Source organism: Desulfocurvus thunnarius, from assembly GCF_055390965.1.
The window spans coordinates 905,452-925,934 of sequence record NZ_AP042411.1 but is presented as its reverse complement, the minus strand read 5'-3'; the positions used below and the strand labels follow the sequence as shown (position 1 = coordinate 925,934).

Below are 20,483 nucleotides of genomic sequence, written 5' to 3'. Positions count from 1 at the left end.
TTCAGCCCGCGCCCTCTGGGCCGGGCATTCGGAGAAGCGCATGAAAAAGGCAACCACTGTGAATATCTGCACCCGGCGTGAGTTCCTGCGGTCCTGCGGCGTGCTGGGCCTGGGGCTGGTCGCGGTGGGCTCCGTGCCCGCCGCCGCCCGCGCCGCCGTCAGGCTGGGTTCCGGCGACCACGTCGTGACCCGGACCCTGCCGCTCATGGGCACCCTGGTGGGCATCACCGCCGTGCACGGCTCCCCGGCTCTGGCCGAGGAGGCCGTGGGCCGCGCCTTCGAGGAAATGCAGCGCCTGTGCGCCGTGTTCGACCGTCATCGCGGCGACACGGCCCTGTCAGTGCTCAACCGCGACGGCCGCCTGTCGGGCGCGCCCGCCGAGCTGCGCGCGGTGCTGGAGCGTTCCCTGTCCCTGCACTCCCTTTCCGAGGGCGCTTTCGACCCCAGTGTCGCCCCGCTGGTGGACGCCCAGCGCGCCCAGGGTTCGGCCCTGTCCCGCCAGGAACTGACCGAACTCATGCCCCTGGTGGACGCCCGCCGGATCGTCGTGGGCAGCGACCACGTGGCCCTGGGCAAGAGCGGCATGAGCCTGACCCTGGACGGCATCGCCAAGGGCTTCATCGCCGATCAGGCCTCGGCCGTGCTTACGGCCTGCGGCGTGGTCAACCATCTGGTCAACGCGGGCGGCGACATCCGCGCCGCCGGAACCAAGGCCCCGGGCCAGCCCTGGACCGTGGCCGTGGAAGACCCGGCCAAGGCCGGGCACTACCCCGCCGTGCTGCACCTGAGCGGCGGCGCCGTGGCGACCTCGGGCAATTACGAGAACTACTACGACCGCCGCCGGGAGGCCCACCACGTGGTGACCCCGGGCAGCGGCATGTCGCCCCACGAGATCGTCAGTTGCACGGTCAAGGCGCCCACGGTCATGGAGGCCGACGCCCTGGCCACGGCGGTGATGGCCATGGGCGCCCGGCGCGGCCTGGCCTTCGTGGATTCCCTTCCCGAACGAGAATGCCTGCTGGTTACGGCCAGCGGTGCGCAATTGCCTTCGCGCCGCTGGGGGTAGGGGGCAGTCCTTGGAACTTACGCCGCCCGGCCGTGCCGGGCGGCGTTGCCCGTTGTAGTCCGCACATTCCAGATACTGTGTTCCAAGAGGAGGCTGAGGATGGCTCGTCGGTTGTTTGGATTCCTGGCCCTGGTGGCCGTAGTGATGGCGATGGTGGCCTGGCTGGCCCCCGACGCCCTGGCGGCCGGTGGGGACCTGCACCACCAGGCCGAGGAAATCGGCAAGGAACTGGGCGGCCTGTGGGTCGTGCCCTTCGCGTGCATGCTGTTGTCCATCGCCATTTGTCCGTTGGCGGTCCCGCATTTCTGGCACCACCATTTCGGCAAGGTCGCCGCCTTCTGGGGTCTGGCCTTCCTGGTGCCCTTCACCATCCAGTTCGGGGCCTCTTTGGCCCTGTACGAGGTGGTCCACACCCTGGTGCTGGAGTACATCCCCTTCATCATCCTGCTGTTCGCGCTGTTCACCATCTCCGGCGGCGTGTGCCTGACCGGCTCGCTGGTGGGCAAACCCGTGGTCAACGTGATCATCCTGGCCATCGGCACGGTGCTGGCGAGCTGGATGGGCACCACCGGCGCGGCCATGCTGCTCATCCGCCCGCTGTTGCGCGCGAACGCCCACCGCAAGTACCGCGTGCACACCGTGGTCTTCTTCATCTTCCTGGTGGCCAACATCGGCGGCTCCCTGACCCCGCTGGGCGATCCGCCGCTGTTCCTGGGCTTCCTCAAGGGCGTGGATTTCTTCTGGACCACCGTGCACATGTTCCTGCCCATGGCCTTCCTGGCCGTGATTCTGTTGTCGCTCTATTTCGTGGTGGACACCATGCTCTTCGCCAAGGAGGGCAAGCCGGTGCCGCCCAACGCGGGCAACGAGAAGCTGCGCCTTGAGGGTTCCTTCAACCTCGTGCTGCTGCTCGGCGTGATCGGCGGCGTGCTCATGAGCGGCATGTGGAAGCCCCACGTCGAGTTCAGCGTGTACCACGTGCACGTCGAGCTGCCGAACCTGACCCGCGACGTGCTGCTGCTGCTGCTGGCCTACGTCTCCCTGAAGACCACCTCCACCGCCACGCGCCAGAAGAACGAGTTCGACTGGTTCCCCATCGTCGAGGTCGCCAAGCTCTTCGCGGGCATCTTCGTGTCCATGATCCCGGCCATCGCCATCCTGCGCGCCGGGGCCGACGGCGCCCTGTCGGGCATCATCGCCCTGGTCACCGACGCGAACGGCGAGCCGGTCAACGCCATGTACTTCTGGCTGACCGGCGCCCTGTCCAGCTTCCTGGACAACGCGCCGACCTACCTGGTGTTCTTCAACACCGCCGGTGGCGACGCCCAGTACCTCATGCACCACGTGGAGACCCTGCTGGCCATCTCCGCCGGTGCGGTGTTCATGGGCGCCAACACCTACATCGGCAACGCGCCGAACTTCATGGTCCGTTCCATCGCCGAGTCCGGCGGCGTGAAGATGCCCAGCTTCTTCGGCTATATGGCCTGGTCGGTGGGTATCCTCATCCCCTGCTTCATCCTGGTGACCCTGCTGTTCATCTAGGGCGCCCGGCTTCCCGGTCCTTCAGGCCCCCGCAGCCCTGTGGCTGCGGGGGCTTTTTGCGGTCCCGGGGCGGTCTCCTCCCGCTGCGGAAGGCCCGCCGCCCGGCCCCTGGCAACGGCCACCCAGGGAGCGCGCCGCCTGGAGGCAAGCGGAGAAAGAAAATTTCCTCCGCCGCGGAAAAAAGCGCGCCCGCCCCTGGAGCCCTGAAGGGATATGGGCGAAGGGGATTCCGAGTCGAATACAATGAAATCAGCGTGTTGAAATCGGTTCTGCCCGGAGCAAAGCGAGAGACTCCAACATTTGTTAAAATAATCACAATTGTGGGGTTTCGTTGGACCGCCGTCCGGCTTTCTGGTGAATGTACGTGAACATCGAGCCGGGAGCGCCGCTGGGAGTGTGGCGCCGAGGCAAAGCCCAGCGAGGGATAAAACCATGAGCAAGTACATGTTCAAGACCAATCAGGACCGGTGCATCAGCTGCAATGCCTGCGAAGTGCATTGCAAACAGAAGAACCACGTCCCTGTGGGCGCCAAGCTTGGCCAGATGGTCACCGTTGGCCCTCTGGACCGTGCAGGCAAGCCCAGGATGATGAACATGTTCATGCCCTGCTACCACTGCGAACAGCCGTGGTGTGTGGCGGCCTGCCCGACCAATGCCATGGTCCGGCGGGAGGAGGACGGCGTGGTGTACGTCCAGCGCGACCTGTGCGTCGGCTGCAAGGCGTGCATCATGGCCTGCCCGTGGGACATCCCCCAGTGGGACGAGGCGGCTGGCAAGGTGATCAAGTGCGACCTGTGCATGGACCGTCTGGACGCCGGGCTTCTGCCCGCCTGCGTCACGGCCTGCACTTCGCACGCCCTGGAGTTCGTCTCCCCCAACGCGCGTTCGGCAAAGACGCGCACGGAGCATGGGCAGAAGATGTTGTTGAAGAAGGTGCTTCGGTAGGCGAAGCCGGGACATTGCAAACCAACCTTAGGAGGGTGGCACAAACATGAGAAACAAGAAATTTCTGCTTCTGGCCCTGCTCGCCGTGGCCGTGCTCCTGATGAGCACGCAGTCGGCCATGGCCGATGCGCTGTCCGAGGCCATTACCCAGGCCACGGAAGCGGGCAAGATCAACGCCGCCGACGCGGCAGGCTACATGGGCATCCCCGGTGCGCCGCAGATCTCCATGATCGTGGCCCTGCTGTGGGCCGTGTGGGTCGGCTGGATCTTCTCGACCGTCGGCGCCTTCGGCGGCATCATGGCCGGTGTCGGCCACATCACCGTCTACGGCCTGGGCAACTACGCCAAGGGCCTGGGCAAGGAGATGAAGCTCAACAAGCTGGTCACGGACTCCATCCGCGTGTCCAACCAGTGGCTGGTGGGCTGCTCGGCCGCCCTGTCCTCGTTCAACTACTACAAGGCCGGACGCCTGGTGCTGCCCCTGGGCATCTCCCTGGCCATCGGCTCCATGGCCGGTTCCCTGCTCGTGCCCTGGCTCACCGCCGGCAAGATCAGCCTGTCGCAGTACGTCGGCTACTTCGGCCTGTTCGTGCTCTTCCTGGGCTGCTACCTGGCCTACGAGATGACCCCCGGCGCCCAGGCGAAGAAGAAGGAGGCCCAGGCTGCGGCCAAGGCCTTCCAGGCCAGCGTGAAGTCCGGCACTCTGGACATGGCCACCCAGGGCGTGAAGATCAAGACCTTCACCCCCTCGCGTTGCGAGTTCACCTTCTTCGGCGTCGAGTTCTCCTTCAACCCGATCATCCCCGTGGTGGGCGGCTTCGTCATCGCCTCCCTGGCGTCCTTCCTGGGCGTGGGCGGCGGCTTCCTGCTGGTGCCGTTCCTGACCTCCGTGGCCGGCCTGCCCATGTACCTCGTCGCGGGCACCTCGGCCCTGGCCGTGTTCATCGGCATGATCAACTCCATCTTCTCCTACATGTTCCTCAAGAGCGTGGTGGTCGACTGGACCATGATCGGCGCCGAGCTGGTGGGCATCGTCATCGGCTCCACCGTGGGCCCGTACACCTCCAAGTACCTGCCCGACAAGGCCCTGAAGATTCTCTTCATCGTCCTGGCCTTCTACGTCGGCCTCAACTACACGGCCAGGGGCTTCCTGGGCCACAACATCCTGCCCCCCTACTGAGCCGGGGCCAGACGACAGCAACCGACCGGCGGGCTTCGGCCCGCCGGTCGGCCTCCCTGGAATCTGCGGAAGGGACGCCTCTTACTCCCCCGCCCCCGAAAGGCCACCGCCGGGGGTCCCCGAGCCATCCGGGAGGTGTCCCTTCCCCAGGTTCCATTCCCGGCTCCGCCCGCCCGGCCCGTTCCGCCCCTTGCCTTGCGGCGTTCCCCGGGATACCCTGCCTGCATCGGGGGTCGGCCCCGGCTCCTTAACCATCAGGACTGCCCATGCTCATCGAATTCGAACAAGCCCTGGACCCGCTCTTCATCTGGATGTTCCGCTTTCCGCTGCCGCCGCTGGCTGCCTTCGGCGTGGGCCTGACCCTGCTGGCCCTGGCGGTCACCATCGTCGGCGAGCTGGCCATGGCCGGGGCCTATTTCCTGAACCGCAAGCATTTCGCCAAGATCAACCGCGAAATGATCCTGAACAACAACAACTCCATCCGCGCCCTGTCCCACGGCGACAAGGTGAGCTACAAGGCCTGCAACAGCCTGGCCAACGACGCCTTCGGGCGCAATTTCTTCTCGGGGCTGGCCCTGTTCGCGTCGAGCATCTGGCCCGTGGCTTTCGCCCTGGGCTGGCTGGCCCTGCGCTACGGCTCCGTGGAGTTCCCCCTGCCCCTGGTGGAACGCACCGTGGGCGCCAACTTCTTCTTCGTGCCGCTGTACATCGTGGTCCGGGTGGCCTTCTGCAAGGCCAAGCCCTGGCTGCCCGTGTTCCGCACCATCCGCGCCGCCGTGCTGGCCAACCAGGACCCCGGGGAGCGGATGCTCTCCTGGGCCGACCTGCTCGCGCCCCAGCAGGGCAAGCGCCAGGGGTAAAATCCTCCGGGAGGCGCCATGCACGAGACCAGCCTCGGCCAGGTGCTGTGCGACTACCTGACCGGGGAACACATCGAAGAAACCAGCTACGAGGACTGCCGCCAGGCCCTGGCGCACCTGCTCGTGCAGGAGCGCGGCTACCCGCGCGACCGCCTGCGGCCCAAGGTGGGCATCGAGTTCCTCGTGGACGGCAAACCCTACTGCCGCGTGGCCGACCTCGTGGCCCGGGACGAGGCCGACCGGCCGCTGCTGGTGCTCTTCTTCACCGCCGGACAGCCCGGCACCTTCGACCGCGAAATCGTCGCCGCCGCGCGGCTGCTGCCGGGCGGCCCCGCGCCCCTGGCCGCCGCCACCGACACCCGCGAGGCCATCCTGCACGAAACCGCCCGCGGCACCCGCATCGGCTCCGGCCTGGACGAGGCCCTGCCGCGCTGGGAGCACCTGCTGGAACTGGCCCGCCGACACCCGGCCCCGGCTCTGGACGCCGTCCGCCTGGAGCGCGAACGGCGCATCCTCTACACCTACAGCGAATTCATCTACGCAAGCTGCTGCCACACCTGCCCCCCGAAACCTTCCAAGGCGTAGGCGGCGGGAAGAACCGGGCGAGTGGGAAAAGAGGCCTTTTCCAGCGCCAAAGGTCCCCCTCTCCCGGCCTCACACCCATGCGCTTCCCGGAGTGGTCCATCCACTTTTCATCGCAAGATCAAGAAACACCCCTTACCCCCGGAATGCGTTTTCCGGAGCGGGGCGGTTCCCCGTGGGGCGGGCAGACTGCGAAGCGCGAGGGCTCGCAGGAGGGACGGTTCGGCCCCAAGGCCGAATTCCGTAAGACAAGCGGGCCGGATTCCCGAACGGGAATCCGGCCCGCTGTTTTTGCAGCATGAATTTTTAATTCCCGCCCCCCCGTCTCCGGCTGGCGGCCGGAGACGGCGTGCGGGGTCAAGGGGCCGTCGGCCCCTTGCGGGTGCAGGGCGGAGCCCTGCCCGCCGGAGGCCCTTAGCGGTCGGTGGCCAGTCGCAGGCCCAGGCCCATGAACAGCGCGCCGGAGGTCACTGCCACGGCGCGGCGCCAGCGGGCGAGGAAGGCGGCCACGGGCGGCGAGGCGACGGCGCAGGCCACGAAGGAGTACCAGCCCCAGCCGATGAGCGTGACGGTGCTCACGGCCAGAATCTTGAACCACAGCGGCGAGCCGGGGGGGACGCCCATGGCGAAGAGGCTGGCGAAGAACATGGCGGCCTTGGGGTTGGAGAGGTCCACGAGCAGGCCACGGCGGAAGGAGTTGCGCTTGCTTGCGGGGCTCGCGACGGCGTCGGCCTGGACGACGGGGGCGCGGCCGCTGGTGAGAATGAGGCGCAGGCCGGTCCAGGCGAGGTAGAGGCCGCCGACGAGGCGCACGGCCTCGTAGACCCAGGCGGCGGTGCGGAAGAGCAGCGCCAGGCCGAGGAGGCTGCCGCCGGCCCACATGGCGGTGCCCACGCCGATGCCCAGGGCGGTGCGCAGGCCGTGGGCCCGGGAGCGGGTGGCGGCGGCGTGGGCCGTGGCCAGGAAATTGGGCCCGGGGAGCAGGACTCCCAGGGTCCAGACGCCGACGAGGGCGGCGAAATCGAGCCATTGGATGCTGGTCATGGCGGTTTCCTGACGGGCGGTTAGGTGTGTTTCGGGCCTGGGGGCGTTTCCGGAGGGTGGACCTCGATGCAGTCGTTGGGGCACCAGGCCAGGGCCCTGTCCAGGTCTGCGCCGTCCGGGCAGTCGGGGCGCACGACCACTTCGCCCTGGGTTTCGTTCCAGGCGAAAAGCTCGGGGCAGGCCTCGACGCAGGCCAGGCAGCGGCTGCACCGGGGCTGGATGATGGAGCAGGGGGGCTGGGCCATGCGGGCGGTCAGTCCTTCTGGATTTCCTGGCGCAGCAGGTGGGCCAGGAGCAGGGCCTGCTCGCGCAGGGCGGGGATGGCGGCGATGGAGCCGTCGAGATCGCCGCTGCGGGCGGAGGTCTCCACGCGTTCGGCGGCCTCGCGCATGGCGGGGGCGCCGATGGTCGCCGAGGCGCCCTTGAGGGAGTGGGCCGTGCGCAACAGCCCTTCCAGTTCGCGGGTTTCGGCGGCCAGCTCCAGGGCTTCGAGCTTGGTCGGCAGGTCGTCGATGTAGACGCGGAACAGGGTCAGCAGGAAGTCCCTGTCGCCCTTGAGCCGGGTCATGGTGGCGTCCAGATCGAGGACACCGGTCTGGTCGTGTGGCATGCGCGCACCTCGTTGCGGTCGGGGCCAGGCATTGGCTCCGGGTCCGGTACGGAACCCTAGCACAGCCTGGGGCGGGGGCCAAGGTTTTCCGGCTGGCGCGGCAAAAGTTTCGTCAGCAATTCCCTCGCGTTCCGGTGGGAAAGTGCGGACGGGAGGCCGGGGGGGACCGCTGGGGGGAAAACCTTGCCGCGCGTCGTGGGGCGTCGGGGTTTTGGCGCGGGAGTGCGCGGGTGTTTTTTGGATGGCAACATACCTGGATTGTTGCAAAAAAGACGCCCGGGTGGGGATCCGGGCGTCTTCAGGAGGAAAAGCTGTCGTTTCGTGCGTCAGCTTTGGGGGACGGCAAGCACGAACCGTGCCGCCAGCGACGTTTTCGGCCCGTGTGGCGCGGATTTTCAGCCGCGGCGCCCCAGGTACTCCAGGAATTTGCGGCCCTCCTCGAAGTCGGGGTCCAGGCCGAGGGCTATCTCGATGTGTTGCAGGCAGGCCAGTTCGTCGCCCAGTTCGAAGTGGGCCCGGGCGAGGTTGAAGTGCAGGTGTTCGTCGGTGGGGTCCACTTCCAGGGCGCGGGTGTAGAAGCGGATGGCGTCCTCGTGCAGGCCTTTGCGGCGCAGGCTGATGCCGAAGGTGTTGAACTGGCGGCGCTGTTCCTGGCGGAAGGTGTCGTCGTTGTTGAGCAGGATGTCCACGATTTTGCGGACCTTGGCGAAGCGGCCCTGCTCGCTGTAGACGGCACCCAGGCCCAGGTTGGCCTGGGCGTTGGTCTCGTCCATCATCACGGCCTTGAGGAATTCCTTCTCGGCCTGACCGAGCAGGCCTTCCTGGAAAAACCGCTCGCCCAGCTCCAGTTTTTTTTGGAGCGATTTCAGGGCGGGCAGGGCCCGGGTTTCGTAGTAGGCGGGTTCGGGGTGGAAGGTCTTGAGGAATTCGCCCTTGGACAGGATGGTGCGCATGCCCGAGGGCACATGATTGGCGCCCATGGGCTGGACCTCGAAATCATCGTCGGAAAGGCGCCTGGCGAACCAGTACGTCTGCTGGGTGTGGGACCGGGTGGTGGTGCCGGTGCCCACGTCCTGGTCCTGCTTCTGGGAGTAGGCGCCGAGAATCTGGGGGTACATTGCGCTTGCGTCCTTCCTTGGCCCGGTCGGTCGGGCGGGCGGAGCCTAGCGCAAAGCGTCCGCGCTGCCAAGGCCGGTGTCCCCGAGCTGCTTGCGGCAGTAGCGCTGGAATTTTTGGGCCACCTCCAGGTCGGGGTTCAGGCGCAGGCAGTGTTCCAGGTGGGTCAGGGTGGCCACGTGGTCGCCCTTGTCGAAGTAGACCCGGGCCAGGTTGAAGTGCAGGTTCTCGTCGGCGTCGTTGTATTCCAGGGCCTTGCGGTAATAGGTCAGGGCCTCGTCGAGCATACCCTGCTTGCGCAGGCTCATGCCCAGGGTGTTGAAGCGCGCGCGTTGCTCGACCTGGAAGGTCTCGTCGTTGTTGAGCAGGATGCCCAGGACCTTTTTTACCTTGAGGAATTCACGCTTTTCGGCGTAGACCGCGCCCGCGCCCAGATTGGCGGGCACGCTCAACTCGTCGATCATCAGGGCCTTGAGAAAGGCGCGTTCGGCCTCGTCCAGGCGGCCCTTGGCGAACTGCTCCTCGCCCTCGGCGATCTTTTTTTGCAGCGAGCGCAGGGCGGGCAGGGTGTTGCGTTCGTAGTAGGCGGGCTCGGGGCTGAAGGCGGCCAGGAACTCACCCTTGGGGAACACGCTGCGCAGGCCCGAAGGCACGTGGTTGGCGTTGAGCGGCTGGACCTCGAAGGCGTCGTCGCCTGTGCGGCGGACGTACCAGTAGGTGGTCTGGCTGTAGGACCCCTGCGTGGCGCCGGTGCCGACATCGGCCTCGGCCTGGCGGGCGTAGACCCCGAGAATCTGCGGATAGACGGACATGGGCCCTCCTTTGCGGCGCGGGTCCGGCGAAAGCATTGCGCATGCAGCGTAACCCAAAAGGATTGCCGATTCCAGGGGGGGTGCAGGGAAAGGAAATTCCGGCTCAGGCCAGGGGCAGCCAGATGGGCGCCTGCTCCTGGCCGCTGTCGCAGCGCGGCAGGGACACGGTGAACACCGCGCTGCCGCCCTCGCGGGTCATGGTCATGACTCCGCCCATCTGCTGGACCAGGCTGTAGCAGTTGGGCAGGCCGAAGCCGCCGTCCTCGTAGGGCAGGTAGAGGCGTTCGGGGTCTATGTCGCGCAGGCTGCGCAGCTCGTAGTCGAAGCTGGCGCACACGGATTCGCCGGTGGCGAAGGTGCGCACGTTGAGCGAGCCGCCGCTGGTCAGGGCCCGGGCGGCGTCGTGCAGCAGGATGGAGAAGACCTGGTCGAGGATTTCGGGGTCGGCGCAGACCTCGGGCAGGCGGGGCTCGAACAGGGCCTGCACGGCGATGTCGGCCTCGGCCAGCCCGGGCATGAAGCGCTCCAGCGCGGCGGTGAGCACCGGGCCCAGGGCCAGGGGGCCGGTGTGTACGGCCACGGGGTTCAGGTAGCCCCGGATGCGCTCCAGGAGTTTTTCCAGGCGCAGGGATTCGCGCAGGATGATCTCGGTTTCGGGAAAGTCGGGCGCCTTGGCCGAGAGGCGCCGGGCGAAGCCGCCGATGGACATGAGCGGATTGCGGATTTCGTGGGCCACCTCCTCGGAGATGGCGCCGATGGTCTTGAGCTTTTCGTCCATGACCCGCGAGTGCTCCAGGTAGATGCGCTCGGAGATGTCCATGAACACGCCGTCCAGGGCGCTGGCGCCGGGCTCGGGGCTGCGGGGCATGGTCTTGAGGATGCCGTGCACGTCGAACCCCCGGCGGTGGACCATGCGGCACTGGACGGTCAGGGGGTAGCGGCTGGCGAAGGCCTGGGCCAGCACCTTGCGCACGCGGCCCCGGTCCTTCATGCGCACGCGCGAGGACAGCCAGTTGTCGCCGGCTGTGGCCTCCTCGGGCGAAAAGCCGAGCATGGGCTGCACGGCGTGGTTGACGAATTCCAGGCTCAGGTCCTCGCGCAGGCGGAAGATGAGCAGGGGCACGTTCTGGATGAGGGTGGAATAGCGGCGCTCGGCCAGGGCCGCCCGGCGGCGCAGGGCCAGCCGCTCGTGGAAGCGCGACAGGCACAGCCGCAGGGCCTCGGGGGTGTAGGGCTTGACCAGGTAGTCCGACGCGCCCAGTTGCAGGGCGCGGATGACGCGCGCGGAGTCCGCCGCGCCGCTGACGAAGACCAGCTCGATGCCCGGCCACTTCTCGCGCAGGCGCGCGGCCAGGTCCAGCCCGTCCATGTCGGGCATGACCACGTCCACGAAGGCCAGCACGGGTGCGGCGCCTTCGGCCTCCAGGGCGTCGGCTCCACGCATGTAGGCCTCGGCGGCCAGCCCGGCGTCGGCCAGAGCCCCGGCCAGGGCGTGGCAGACCACGGGGTCGTCGTCCACCACCAGGGTGCGCAGGGTATGGTAGTGTTCGTGCCAGTCCACGGGTGCTCCGGGAGGTCGAGCCTCGGTGGATATTGAACACCATGGCCCCGGGAAAGGCAACCGCTTTCCCCTGGCCGCCCGGCGGGGGCGCAGGGGCGCCCGCGCCCGGGCGGGAAAGCCGGGCGAGAGCGGGCCGGGGCCGCCCGGGGGTGGATAATCCGCGCCGGGCCGGGTATGTTCGGAAAACAGGTGATGAACGCGGCGCCCGGGCGGGCGCAGGCAAGGAGGTGCAACATGGCGCAACGAGTGGGATTCCTGGGCCTGGGCATCATGGGCCGGGCCATGGCCGAAAACGTCCTGCGGGCGGGGTTTCCGCTCACGGTCTACAACCGCACCCCGGACAAGGCGGCCATCCTGGCCGAGCTGGGGGCCCGGGTGGCGTCCACCCCGCGCGAGCTGGCCGGGGCCAGCGACGTGGTCGTGGCCATGCTGAGCGGGCCGGAGGCGCTCTATTCCGTGCTCGCCGGGGAGGACGGCGCCGCGCGCGGCCTGGACAAGGGCAAGATCTTCGTGAACATGAGCACCATCTCCCCGGCCTACGCCCGCGAAATCGCCGGGGGCCTCAGGCCCCTGGGCGTGCAGTACGTGGACGCGCCGGTGTCGGGCTCCAAGCGCCCGGCGGAGGAGGGCTCCCTCGTGGTGCTCGCCGCCGGGGCCGACGCGGCCATCGACGCCGTGGAGCCGATCCTGCTGGCCATGGGCCGCAAGGTGGTGCGCTGCGGGGCCGTGGGCCAGGGCTCCATGGCCAAGATGAGCGTGAACCTGCTGCTGGCGGGCATGATGGCCGGGCTGGCCGAGGCCCTGACCTTCGCGCGCAAGGGCGGGCTGGACGACGCGGCGCTGATGGACATCGTGGCCTCGGGGCCCCTGGCCTGCCCGCTGTTCGCCATGAAGGGGGAGATGCTTTCCAGCGGCTACTACCCGCCGCAATTCCCCCTGAAGCACATGGCCAAGGACCTCAAGTTCGTGCTGGACACGGCCTACGACACGGGTGCGGCCACGCCCCTGGCCGCCGCGTTGTCGCAGCTTTACGGCGTGGGCCGGGCCCGGGGCCTGGGCGACATGGACTTCGCCGCCGTGGCCCGCGTGCTGGAGGAATTGGGCGGCGGCAAGGCGGGGGGCAAGGGCTAGGCCGCGCCCCGGTCGCCCGTGCCTTGGCGTTTGCGACTGGGGCCTTGTGACCGGGCCTTTGCGTAAAAAACCGGGCTTCTTCGCCGTTGCGGTGGCGAGGAAGCCCGGTTTTGCGTGGCCTGCGGCTGGGGGGGCGCGGCCCGTGCGTCTAGCTGCCCCGGCGCAGGGTGGCCAGGGCGATGCCGCCCACGATGAGCGCGCCGCTGGTGGCGTGGACCCAGGTCAGGGGTTCGCCCAGCAGGGCCACGGCCTCCAGCCCGCTGAACAGCGGCAGGGTGTAGTAGATGAGCCCGGCCATGGTCGGCCCGGCCTGCTCCAGGGCCCGGGCCCACAGGAAATACGCCGCCACGGAAGCGCCCACGCCGATGTAGAGCACCGCGCCCACAACGCGCAGGGTCACCTGCGCGCCGCCCGGGGGCAGGCTCCAGGCCTCCCACAGCGCCCAGGGCACCAGCCCCGCGGCGCCCAGAGCGAACGTCGCCGTCAGCAGGGCGCCCTGGTTCAGCTCCGCCGGGCGGTGGCGCAAGAGCAGGCTGTAGCAGGAGAACAGCAGGGCCGCCAGGAGCATCAGCGCGTCGCCGGGGTTGAATTGCAGCTCCAGCAGCCGCGCGGGCTCGCCGCGCGTCACCAGCAGCACCACCCCGCACACGGCCACCCCGGCCCCGGCAAAGGCCCGGGCCGTGACCCGTTCGCCCAGGAACAGAGCCGAGATGGTCATCAGGAACACCGGGGTGGAGGTGGCGATGAGGGCCATGTTCATGGCCTCGGTATGCCGCCCGGCGATGTAGATGAGCGTGTTGAAGGTCGACACGCCAAGCAGCGACGAGGCCAGGACGTAGCCCAGGTGGCGGCGCAGCAGGGCCCGCTGGCGCAGGGTGGCGGCCAGCCCGAAGGGCAGGATGGCCGCCGTGGCCGTGATCCAGCGCAGAAGCGCAAGGCGCACCGGGGGGAAGACCTCGCCCAGCCCGCGCGAAACCACGAAATTACCCGACCAGATCATGGTCGCGCCCAGGGCGCAGAGGCAGCCGATGAAAAAAGCGGAACGGCGCATGACGGTGGCGGTGCCCGGCCGGGCTCAGGTGCCGCCGCGGGCGGCGAGGATGCGCTCGATGAGCCCGGTGGTGGCGTAGCCGGGCAAAAGCGGCAGGGACAGCACCCGGCCCCCGGCGGCTTCCACCACCTCGCGGCCCACGATGCGCTCCACGCTCCAGTCCCCGCCCTTGACCAGCACCTCGGGGCGCAGGTCGCGGATGAGTTCCAGCGGCGTGTCCTCGGCAAAGGAGGTCACCAGGTCGGTGCTGGCCAGGGCGGCGAGCACGAACATGCGGTCGGCCACGGGGTTCACCGGGCGGGTCGGGCCCTTGAGACGGCGCACCGAGGCGTCGTCGTTCACGCCGACCACCAGCAGGTCGCCCAGGGCCCGGGCCCGGGCCAGCAGATCGGCGTGGCCGGGATGCAGGATGTCGAAGCAGCCGTTGGTGAAGACCACACGGCGCCCGGGGCGCAGGGCCGCCAGACGCGCGGCGGCCTCGGCCCGGGGCACGACCTTGGGGCAGGGCGGCAGGGCGGCGGGGCTCACCGGCGCACCGCCAGCCCTTCGCAGCAGCCGAAGAGCACCAGGGTCAGCCAGTCCTGGGCGAACTCCAGGCGCGCGGCCTCGTCGGCCAGCACGGCTTCGGCCCGGCCCGGGGCCATTTCCAGGCGGCCCAGCAGGCCGGTGTCGCGGATGAAGTCGCCGAAGGAATCGAGCTGGTACAGGGCCAGGGCGGCCATGTTGGCCCGGCGCGGGTCCACGGGTTTCCCGGTGGCCTTGATGCGGGCCATGAGGCGCATGGTGCGGTCGTTGCTGGCGTTGTAGATGGCCAGCTCCTGGTCCGTCAGCCAGGTGGCGGGGGTGAAGGCGCTGTCCTGGCCGAAGCCCTTGCAGTGACTCTCGCGGACCAGGAAGAAGCGCTCGCGTACGGCGCCGTCCTCGTCCAGGCGCGTGGCCCGGCCCAGGGGATAGGTCCGGCAGGCCGAGGGCCGGTCGGGGTAGACCGTGCAGCCCTGCGGGCTGACGAAGGGGCAACTGCGGCGCTTGTCGTCGCGCATGCGCAGGCGCATGAGGGGCAGGCCGGTGTCCGGCGCCAGGGCCACATGGGCCCGGGTGCGGACGAACTCGGCGCTGGGCTCGCCCAGGGCCCGGCGCAGGCGCAGCACGTCGTAGGGCGTGAGCATCAGGTTCAGGTCGCCGCAGCAGGCGTTGAAGCAGGGCACCTGCGGGTGGCAGGCGAAGCGGAATTCCTGGTCCGGCGCCAGTTCGGGCAGGCTGTCCAGGAAGCGTTGGGTGGCGTCGTTGTCGTGCATGGCGGCGTCCTTGCTGGTTGAGCGGGGCATCCCACGCGGGGCGGGCAAAGTCAAGCCGCCGGGCGGCCCGGCGGAGGGAGAGGGGTGCTGCGGAACGCTGCCCGGGTGCCGCTTCCGGGGCGTCTTGCGGGCGGCCCGGGCCTGGGGTAGGGTGCGCCAACACCACCGTCATCATGGAGATTTCGTCATGAAACGACTGCATCTTTTCGTGCTTTGCGCCCTGGCCCTGGCCGTTCTGGCCGGGTGCGGACCCAAGACCAACCTCGTGCCCCTGGAATACCTGGCCGTGGGCCAGGCCGAGAACCTGTGCGCCCAGCCTCTGGGCATCGGCCCCTTTGCGGATCGCCGCTCCGGCGCGGACATCGGGCGTGATCGCAACATCGCCCTGTACCCCGCCGGGGGCACGGTGGAGCAGTGGGTCGCCCGGGCCCTGCAAACCGAGCTGGGCGCCCGGGGCTGCGAGGTCGTCCGCGCGGACCAGGACTCGCCCTTCGTGCCCGACCAGCGCCTGCGCGGCGAGGTCGTCAAGCTTTCGGTCACGCGCGACGGCTTCGACTACGTGACCGAGCTGGAACTGAACCTGACCCTGGAGCGCGGCGGCAAGACCGTGCTTCAGAAGACCTACCGCGGCCGCTGGGAGCGGACCTTCGTCACTCCGTCGGACACGCGCTTCCGCGATCTGCTGCGCCAGGCCTTGCAGGACGTGCTGCGCGACGTGGCCCACGACCTGCGGCCGCTGCTCCAGGGCTAGCCCGGCGGGGCGTCCTTCTCCCGGGCCCCCCCCCGGGAGGAGGACGCCTGTACTGCTTTTCCTCTTTTCCTCTTTTGCGCACCTGTTTCGGTGTGCTATGTTGCGGCAACTATGGCAGCCTTCAAAGCTCCTTCGCCCGGGCCCTGGCGTACCGGATGCCTGATCGCCGCCGCCGTGGCCCTGGCCTCGACGGCGCAGTGGGTTCTTTTGCGTCCGGACGCCTGCAGCGGGCTGCACTTTACCCTTATCGTCCTGGGCGCGCTGGTGCTGGTCGCCGGGCCTCTGGGCATGGCCCTGTGGGCCGGGCGTCGCCAGCGCCGGACCCTGGTGGCCGAGGTCGAGCGCGGCGAGGTGGCGCGCAGGCTGCTGCGCCAGAGCCTGGCGCGGCAGCGGGCCGTGTTCGAGGGCTCGGAGATGGTGGCCATGATCCTGGCCGAGGGCACCGGGCCCAGGCCGCGCATCGCGGAGTTCAACCCCGGTGCGGAGAAGATGTTCGGCGTGGCGCGCGAGCAGATGCTCGGCAGGCCCCTGGACGAACTTTTCGCCGGGGACGGCCGCCAGACCCTGGCCCGGATTCTGGACGCCCTGGGCCGGGACCGCGGGCGCGTGGCCGAGGAATACGAGATGGCCCGCCGGGGCGGCGCGGTGTTTCCGGCGCTGGCCGAGCTGTGCGCCGTGCACGGCCAGGGCGGAATGGAAGGCCTGTTGCTCACGGCGGTGGACATCGCCAAGCGCAAGCATTCCGAGGCCGTGACGTACCTGCTCTACCGCATTTCCGACGCCGTGAGCGCCACGCGCGACCTGAATCATCTCTACGAAAGCATCCACGGCATCTTCATGGAAATCCTGCGGGCGCGCAATTTCTTCATCGCCCTGCTGGACGAGAAGAACGACCGCCTGGTGTTCCCCTATTTCCGCGACGAGATGGACGGCTCGTTCTTTGAAGTCCGTGACATCTCCAACCCGGGGACATCGAGCCTGACCCTGGAGGTCATCCGCACCGGACGCCCGCTGATGCTGACCCGGGCCGAAATGATCGAACGCCGCCGGGACACGGGGCTGACCCCCGTGGGCACCATGTCGCGGGTCTGGCTGGGGGTGCCGCTTCTGGTGCGCGACAAGGTCATCGGCGCCATGGCCGTGCAGGACTACACCGACGCGACCTACTTCAGCCGCGAGGACATCGGCATCATGGAGGCCGTCTCGCGGCAGGTGGCCCTGGCCATCGAGCGCAAGATGAGCGAGGAGGCCCTGCACGAGGCCGGGCGCGCGGCCAACGCCGCCTCGCGCAGCAAGTCCGAATTCCTGGCCAACATGAGCCACGAGATCCGCACGCCGCTCAACGGCATCCTGGGCATGGCCGACCTGACCCTGGACTCCGAGCTGACCACCGAGCAGCGCGCCAACCTGGAAATGTTGCGCGACTCGGGCCGGGCGCTCTTGCGCGTGCTGAACGACATCCTGGACATTTCCAAGATCGAGGCCGGCAAGCTGGAACTGACCGAGGAACGCTTCCTGCTGCGCCAGTTCGTGCGCTCGGTGGCCGAGATTTTCGCCGTGGAGGTGCGCCGCAAGGGCGTGGCCCTGCACTGGACCGTGGACGACGACGTGCCCGACCGGCTGCTGGGCGACGGCGGGCGGCTGCGCCAGGTGCTGGTGAACCTGGTGGGCAACGCCGTGAAATTCACGGACCGGGGCGAGGTCGCGGTGCGCGTGACGCGCGAGCCGCTGCCCATGGGCGGCGGAACCGACGCGCCGGGTGCGCCGGTGGCCCTGCACTTTTCCGTGCGCGACACGGGCTGCGGCATCCCCAAGGACAAGCAGGGCGAGATTTTCGAGAGCTTCAGCCAGGTGGACGGCTCCCTGCGCCGCCGCTACCAGGGCACGGGCCTGGGGCTGACCATCTCGCGCCGCCTGGCCGAGATGATGGGCGGGGGCATCAGCGTGCAGTCCGAGCCCGGGCAGGGCTCGTGCTTCGAGTTCACCGCCGTGTGCCGCGTGGCGTCGGGCGAGGCCCAGGCCGCCTGCCCGCAGGGGCCGTGCGCCCCCGGGCCGCTGCGCATCCTGCTGGCCGAGGACAACATGGTCAATATGATCTACGCCCGGCGCGTGCTGGAGCGCATGGGCCACGAGGTGGTCACGGCCAACTCCGGGCGCACGGTGCTGGAGGCCCTGGGCCGCGAGCGCTTCGACTGCGTGCTCATGGACATCCAGATGCCCGACATGGACGGCCTGGAGGCCACGCGGCGCATCCGCGCCCTGCGGTCCGGCCCGACGCCGTCCACGGTGTCCATCGTGGCCATGACGGCCCACGCCATGCGCGGCGACCGCGAGCGTTTCCTGGCCGCGGGCATGGACGCCTACCTGGCCAAGCCCATCGACCCCGAGCAGTTGGCCGGGGTTCTGGCCGCGACCCTGGCCGGGCGTTCAGCGGAGACTTGACACGGCGGCCAATGCCGCTAGGGTATGGGATACGTAGCGGGGAGTCCGGGCCCCAGGGGAGGCGATCATGGCAGAGTCGGATGCGGGCGGAGTGCGCCAGTACCTGAGCTTCGTGCTCGACGACGAACTGTACGCGCTGGACATTTCCAAAGTCCGCGAAGTGCTGGAATTCCAAAGCGTGACGCGGATTCCGCGCGCGCCGGAATTCATGCGCGGGGTCATCAACCTGCGCGGCCACGCCGTGCCGGTGGTCGACCTGCGCCTGAAGTTCGGCATGCAGGCCACCCGGCAGACCGTGGACACCTGCGTCATCATCGTCGAGGCGGCCATGGAGGGCGAGGGCGTGGTTCTCGGCGCCCTGGCCGACTCGGTGCGCGAGGTCTTCGAGCTGGCCGGGGAGGACATCGCCCCGCCGCCGCGCATGGGCACGGGCATCCGCGCCGAGTTCATCCACGGTATGTCCAAGGTCGGCGAGCGCTTCATCATGATCCTGGACATCGACCGCGTGTTCTCGGCCCAGGAGCTCACGGCCGTGGCGGTCGAAGCCCCGCAGGACGTGCCGCCCACCGCCGCGCCCGAGGCGGCCCTGGCCGGGCTCTGAGCCCGCCCCGCCTCCGGCGGTCAGGTTCCGGCCCTGTGGAAAAGGCCCCGACGCAGCGTTGCGCCGGGGCCTTTTGCACGCCGGGCGGGGCCTTACGCCGCGCCCGGCTCCGCGTGGGCCAGCAGGGCCTCGATCTCCAGCGGCTCTCCGCGCGCGGCGTCGCGGCGCAGGCTCAGGGCGCCCTTGGGGCAGGCGTTGACGCAGACTCCGCAGCCCATGCACAGCGCCGGGTCCAGCCGCGTGACGCCGCCCTCGAAGGTCAGGGCGTGGAACTGGCAGCGCTTGGCGCACAGCCCGCAGCTCACGCAGGTTTCGCCGTCCAGTTCGGCCACGTAGCCCGAGGAGCAGAGCATGGGGATGCCGTTGCGCTGGGCCTGCATGGCTCCGCAGCAGCAGGAGCAGCAGTTGCAGATGGCGTAGAAGCGGCCGAGCAGGGCCTCCTTGAAGAAGGCATGGTGCACGTGCCCGCGCCGGTCCTCCTGCTCCAGGATGGCCACGGCCTCCTCGGGGCTGATCCGGCGGCTCTTGTCCGGGTGGTGCTCCAGCACGAAGCTGGCGAAGGGCTCGCCCACGATGAGGCACACGTCCAGCGGCAGGCAGGGGTTTTCGCGCGCGGAGCGGCAGGGGCACTCCAGGGCCACGATGCGCTCGGGGTGCCGGAGCACCAGGTCGCGGGCCCGCTTGTAGGGGATGATTTTTTCCAGGTTGCGGATCTCGATGTCGCGGCGCACGGTGACGAGACGCCGGGCTTCGTCCAGGGGCAGGGCCTTGCCGTGGTAGCTGTCGGCCCAGGAGATGCGCTCCGGGTCGGTGCCGTCGTCGGGCCCGGTGGGGTACAGGCGCGTGGCCAGGGCCGCCAGGGGCGCGAGCAGGCGGCGCATGGGGTGCGTGCCCACGCCCAGGCCGATGTACGTGTACGGCCAGCGCAGGTAGATGTAGCCGTGCAGCCGCTCCAGCAGCGGATAACGCGGAATCTTGGCGGCCTCTTTCAGGTAGCGCAGGGTGGAGGGCTTGAGCAGGGGCATGGTCGGTCGTTCCGGGCTTGGGCTTTCTTGGGCTAGAACCAGATTTCCATCCGCAGGCCGCGCGCGTCGTGCGGCGGGGCCTGCCCGGGCAGGCGCAGGGCCCGGCCCTGACGGCGCGCGCAGGCGGCGGCCAGGCAGGCCACGGCGTCGAGCAGGTCGTGGGGCGCGGCGGCCACCGTGCCACAGCGTACGCCCTTGTCGGCCCAGGCGCAATCCGCGCCGCACAGCAGCTTCCGGCGGGCTTCCAGGCCCGGGGCGCCGTGCTTGGAGGGCAGGGTGCGCCCGGCCAGCCGGGCCAGGGTCAGCTCGGGGTAGGTTTCGACCACGCGTTCCTGCAGGGCCGGGGTCATGGCCGCGTCCACCTCGCGCAGCCGGGGCACGATGCCCCACACGGGCAACCCGGCTCCCACGCCGCGCGCCGCGCGGTGCAGGGCCTGGAACCGGCCGGGCGTGGCGGCGGCCAGGGTCTCGCGCGGCGGGGCCAGGAAGACCCGCGACCCGGTCCCGCGCGCGGCCGTTTCCGCAGGCCCGGCCAGCCGGAGCAACTCCTCGCGGGCCAGCAGGTCGCAGCGGCGCACCCCGGCCCCCGAGGGCAGGCCCACGGGCATGTCCAGCCCCGCGCAGGGGCAGTGCGCCACGGCGCGCAGCACGGCGGCGAAGTCGGGCAGCAGCAGGATGCGCGGCGGCGCGGCCAGGGGCCAGCCCGGGGCCAGGGCCACCACCCAGCCGCCCTTGCAGGCGTCGATGCCCGCCAGCAGGGGTGCCCCGCTTTCGGGCGGGAGCGGGGCGCGGCTGGGCGCAGTGGCGTGCGTGGCGTCGGGCATGGCGTTTGCGCGGGCGGGAAGGCCGTATTCGGCCAGGGTAGGCAG

Annotated in this window: 21 protein-coding genes; 10 read left to right on the top strand and 11 right to left on the bottom strand. The window is 69.5% G+C overall.

The window, feature by feature from the left end; translation table 11 throughout:
* The first annotated feature begins 40 nt into the window (after nucleotides 1–40).
* From ACZ5KV_RS04000 to ACZ5KV_RS03975, 6 genes are all read left to right on the top strand, one after another.
* Complete coding sequence (locus tag ACZ5KV_RS04000) at nucleotides 41–1,066, top strand: FAD:protein FMN transferase (RefSeq protein WP_464241055.1); 1,026 nt, start codon at nucleotides 41–43, stop codon at nucleotides 1,064–1,066.
* A gap of 99 nt (nucleotides 1,067–1,165) precedes the next feature.
* Nucleotides 1,166–2,608, top strand: coding sequence for a sodium:proton antiporter (locus tag ACZ5KV_RS03995; RefSeq protein WP_464241054.1), 1,443 nt, complete (start codon nucleotides 1,166–1,168; stop codon nucleotides 2,606–2,608).
* Nucleotides 2,609–3,040: 432 nt separating this feature from the next.
* On the top strand, nucleotides 3,041–3,553 hold the full coding sequence (locus ACZ5KV_RS03990) for a 4Fe-4S dicluster domain-containing protein (protein ID WP_464241053.1): 513 nt from the start codon (nucleotides 3,041–3,043) through the stop codon (nucleotides 3,551–3,553).
* 46 nt (nucleotides 3,554–3,599) lie between these two features.
* Complete coding sequence (locus tag ACZ5KV_RS03985) at nucleotides 3,600–4,733, top strand: sulfite exporter TauE/SafE family protein (RefSeq protein WP_464241052.1); 1,134 nt, start codon at nucleotides 3,600–3,602, stop codon at nucleotides 4,731–4,733.
* 266 nt (nucleotides 4,734–4,999) lie between these two features.
* Nucleotides 5,000–5,593, top strand: coding sequence for a hypothetical protein (locus ACZ5KV_RS03980; protein ID WP_464241051.1), 594 nt, complete (start codon nucleotides 5,000–5,002; stop codon nucleotides 5,591–5,593).
* 18 nt (nucleotides 5,594–5,611) lie between these two features.
* Nucleotides 5,612–6,178 (top strand): type I restriction endonuclease subunit R, encoded by a 567-nt coding sequence (locus tag ACZ5KV_RS03975; RefSeq protein WP_464241050.1) that lies wholly within the window; start codon nucleotides 5,612–5,614, stop codon nucleotides 6,176–6,178.
* Nucleotides 6,179–6,589: 411 nt separating this feature from the next.
* On the opposite strand, the gene ACZ5KV_RS03970 is transcribed toward ACZ5KV_RS03975, so the two are convergent.
* From ACZ5KV_RS03970 to ACZ5KV_RS03945, 6 genes are all read right to left on the bottom strand, one after another.
* Nucleotides 6,590–7,219 (bottom strand): LysE family translocator, encoded by a 630-nt coding sequence (locus tag ACZ5KV_RS03970; RefSeq protein WP_464241049.1) that lies wholly within the window; start codon nucleotides 7,217–7,219, stop codon nucleotides 6,590–6,592.
* A gap of 20 nt (nucleotides 7,220–7,239) precedes the next feature.
* Nucleotides 7,240–7,464 (bottom strand): ferredoxin, encoded by a 225-nt coding sequence (locus ACZ5KV_RS03965; RefSeq protein ID WP_464241048.1) that lies wholly within the window; start codon nucleotides 7,462–7,464, stop codon nucleotides 7,240–7,242.
* An 8-nt stretch (nucleotides 7,465–7,472) separates the two neighbouring features.
* Nucleotides 7,473–7,829 carry an Hpt domain-containing protein gene (locus tag ACZ5KV_RS03960; protein WP_464241047.1) on the bottom strand — a complete coding sequence of 119 codons (357 nt, stop codon included), beginning with the start codon at nucleotides 7,827–7,829 and terminating at the stop codon, nucleotides 7,473–7,475.
* Between the two features lie 395 nt (nucleotides 7,830–8,224).
* A complete protein-coding gene (locus ACZ5KV_RS03955; protein WP_464241046.1) occupies nucleotides 8,225–8,947 on the bottom strand; it encodes a tetratricopeptide repeat protein in 723 nt (240 codons plus the stop codon).
* 45 nt (nucleotides 8,948–8,992) lie between these two features.
* Nucleotides 8,993–9,757 carry a tetratricopeptide repeat protein gene (locus ACZ5KV_RS03950; RefSeq protein ID WP_464241045.1) on the bottom strand — a complete coding sequence of 255 codons (765 nt, stop codon included), beginning with the start codon at nucleotides 9,755–9,757 and terminating at the stop codon, nucleotides 8,993–8,995.
* A gap of 103 nt (nucleotides 9,758–9,860) precedes the next feature.
* A complete protein-coding gene (locus ACZ5KV_RS03945) occupies nucleotides 9,861–11,318 on the bottom strand; it encodes a response regulator (protein WP_464241044.1) in 1,458 nt (485 codons plus the stop codon).
* 234 nt (nucleotides 11,319–11,552) lie between these two features.
* Between ACZ5KV_RS03945 and ACZ5KV_RS03940 the strand changes: the two genes are divergently transcribed.
* Nucleotides 11,553–12,449, top strand: a complete 897-nt coding sequence (locus ACZ5KV_RS03940) for an NAD(P)-dependent oxidoreductase (protein ID WP_464241043.1) — start codon at nucleotides 11,553–11,555, stop codon at nucleotides 12,447–12,449.
* Between the two features lie 148 nt (nucleotides 12,450–12,597).
* Here ACZ5KV_RS03940 and ACZ5KV_RS03935 read toward each other — a convergent pair whose 3' ends face one another.
* Genes ACZ5KV_RS03935 through ACZ5KV_RS03925 form a run of 3 tightly spaced genes read right to left on the bottom strand, consistent with a single transcriptional unit; the run spans nucleotide 12,598 to nucleotide 14,795 of the window.
* Nucleotides 12,598–13,500, bottom strand: coding sequence for a DMT family transporter (locus ACZ5KV_RS03935; protein WP_464241042.1), 903 nt, complete (start codon nucleotides 13,498–13,500; stop codon nucleotides 12,598–12,600).
* A gap of 24 nt (nucleotides 13,501–13,524) precedes the next feature.
* On the bottom strand, nucleotides 13,525–14,028 hold the full coding sequence (gene rfaE2, locus ACZ5KV_RS03930; protein WP_464241041.1) for a D-glycero-beta-D-manno-heptose 1-phosphate adenylyltransferase: 504 nt from the start codon (nucleotides 14,026–14,028) through the stop codon (nucleotides 13,525–13,527).
* A complete protein-coding gene (locus ACZ5KV_RS03925; protein WP_464241040.1) occupies nucleotides 14,025–14,795 on the bottom strand; it encodes a YkgJ family cysteine cluster protein in 771 nt (256 codons plus the stop codon). Before ACZ5KV_RS03925 ends, rfaE2 begins: the two co-directional genes overlap by 4 nt.
* Nucleotides 14,796–14,982: 187 nt before the next feature.
* Here ACZ5KV_RS03925 and ACZ5KV_RS03920 point away from each other — a divergent pair, with 187 nt between their 5' ends.
* The 3 genes from ACZ5KV_RS03920 (at nucleotide 14,983) to ACZ5KV_RS03910 (ending at nucleotide 18,589) form a co-directional block, all read left to right on the top strand.
* Complete coding sequence (locus ACZ5KV_RS03920) at nucleotides 14,983–15,546, top strand: YajG family lipoprotein (RefSeq protein WP_464241039.1); 564 nt, start codon at nucleotides 14,983–14,985, stop codon at nucleotides 15,544–15,546.
* A gap of 111 nt (nucleotides 15,547–15,657) precedes the next feature.
* Nucleotides 15,658–17,988 (top strand): ATP-binding protein, encoded by a 2,331-nt coding sequence (locus tag ACZ5KV_RS03915; RefSeq protein WP_464241038.1) that lies wholly within the window; start codon nucleotides 15,658–15,660, stop codon nucleotides 17,986–17,988.
* Between the two features lie 67 nt (nucleotides 17,989–18,055).
* Nucleotides 18,056–18,589: a chemotaxis protein CheW gene (locus ACZ5KV_RS03910; protein ID WP_464241037.1), complete on the top strand. Its 534-nt coding sequence runs from the start codon at nucleotides 18,056–18,058 to the stop codon at nucleotides 18,587–18,589.
* A gap of 92 nt (nucleotides 18,590–18,681) precedes the next feature.
* On the opposite strand, the gene ACZ5KV_RS03905 is transcribed toward ACZ5KV_RS03910, so the two are convergent.
* Together ACZ5KV_RS03905 and ACZ5KV_RS03900 are read right to left on the bottom strand one after the other, a co-directional pair.
* Complete coding sequence (locus tag ACZ5KV_RS03905) at nucleotides 18,682–19,614, bottom strand: ATP-binding protein (protein WP_464241036.1); 933 nt, start codon at nucleotides 19,612–19,614, stop codon at nucleotides 18,682–18,684.
* Between the two features lie 32 nt (nucleotides 19,615–19,646).
* On the bottom strand, nucleotides 19,647–20,438 hold the full coding sequence (locus tag ACZ5KV_RS03900; RefSeq protein ID WP_464241035.1) for a DUF429 domain-containing protein: 792 nt from the start codon (nucleotides 20,436–20,438) through the stop codon (nucleotides 19,647–19,649).
* Between the last annotated feature and the right edge of the window lie 45 nt (nucleotides 20,439–20,483).

What these genes read in the sequence shown, in the direction of transcription:
- ACZ5KV_RS03940 (WP_464241043.1), top strand. Translation starts at nt 11,553, where the DNA reads ATGGCGCAACGAGTGGGATTCCTGGGCCTGGGCATCATGGGCCGGGCC.
- ACZ5KV_RS03975 (WP_464241050.1), top strand. Translation starts at nt 5,612, where the DNA reads ATGCACGAGACCAGCCTCGGCCAGGTGCTGTGCGACTACCTGACCGGG.
- ACZ5KV_RS03995 (WP_464241054.1), top strand. Translation starts at nt 1,166, where the DNA reads ATGGCTCGTCGGTTGTTTGGATTCCTGGCCCTGGTGGCCGTAGTGATG.
- ACZ5KV_RS03980 (WP_464241051.1), top strand. Translation starts at nt 5,000, where the DNA reads ATGCTCATCGAATTCGAACAAGCCCTGGACCCGCTCTTCATCTGGATG.
- ACZ5KV_RS03960 (WP_464241047.1), bottom strand. Translation starts at nt 7,829, where the DNA reads ATGCCACACGACCAGACCGGTGTCCTCGATCTGGACGCCACCATGACC.
- ACZ5KV_RS03985 (WP_464241052.1), top strand. Translation starts at nt 3,600, where the DNA reads ATGAGAAACAAGAAATTTCTGCTTCTGGCCCTGCTCGCCGTGGCCGTG.
- ACZ5KV_RS03900 (WP_464241035.1), bottom strand. Translation starts at nt 20,438, where the DNA reads ATGCCCGACGCCACGCACGCCACTGCGCCCAGCCGCGCCCCGCTCCCG.
- ACZ5KV_RS03990 (WP_464241053.1), top strand. Translation starts at nt 3,041, where the DNA reads ATGAGCAAGTACATGTTCAAGACCAATCAGGACCGGTGCATCAGCTGC.
- ACZ5KV_RS04000 (WP_464241055.1), top strand. Translation starts at nt 41, where the DNA reads ATGAAAAAGGCAACCACTGTGAATATCTGCACCCGGCGTGAGTTCCTG.
- ACZ5KV_RS03950 (WP_464241045.1), bottom strand. Translation starts at nt 9,757, where the DNA reads ATGTCCGTCTATCCGCAGATTCTCGGGGTCTACGCCCGCCAGGCCGAG.
- ACZ5KV_RS03910 (WP_464241037.1), top strand. Translation starts at nt 18,056, where the DNA reads ATGGCAGAGTCGGATGCGGGCGGAGTGCGCCAGTACCTGAGCTTCGTG.
- ACZ5KV_RS03915 (WP_464241038.1), top strand. Translation starts at nt 15,658, where the DNA reads ATGGCAGCCTTCAAAGCTCCTTCGCCCGGGCCCTGGCGTACCGGATGC.
- ACZ5KV_RS03925 (WP_464241040.1), bottom strand. Translation starts at nt 14,795, where the DNA reads ATGCACGACAACGACGCCACCCAACGCTTCCTGGACAGCCTGCCCGAA.
- ACZ5KV_RS03970 (WP_464241049.1), bottom strand. Translation starts at nt 7,219, where the DNA reads ATGACCAGCATCCAATGGCTCGATTTCGCCGCCCTCGTCGGCGTCTGG.
- ACZ5KV_RS03935 (WP_464241042.1), bottom strand. Translation starts at nt 13,500, where the DNA reads ATGCGCCGTTCCGCTTTTTTCATCGGCTGCCTCTGCGCCCTGGGCGCG.
- ACZ5KV_RS03965 (WP_464241048.1), bottom strand. Translation starts at nt 7,464, where the DNA reads ATGGCCCAGCCCCCCTGCTCCATCATCCAGCCCCGGTGCAGCCGCTGC.
- ACZ5KV_RS03955 (WP_464241046.1), bottom strand. Translation starts at nt 8,947, where the DNA reads ATGTACCCCCAGATTCTCGGCGCCTACTCCCAGAAGCAGGACCAGGAC.
- ACZ5KV_RS03920 (WP_464241039.1), top strand. Translation starts at nt 14,983, where the DNA reads ATGAAACGACTGCATCTTTTCGTGCTTTGCGCCCTGGCCCTGGCCGTT.
- ACZ5KV_RS03905 (WP_464241036.1), bottom strand. Translation starts at nt 19,614, where the DNA reads ATGCCCCTGCTCAAGCCCTCCACCCTGCGCTACCTGAAAGAGGCCGCC.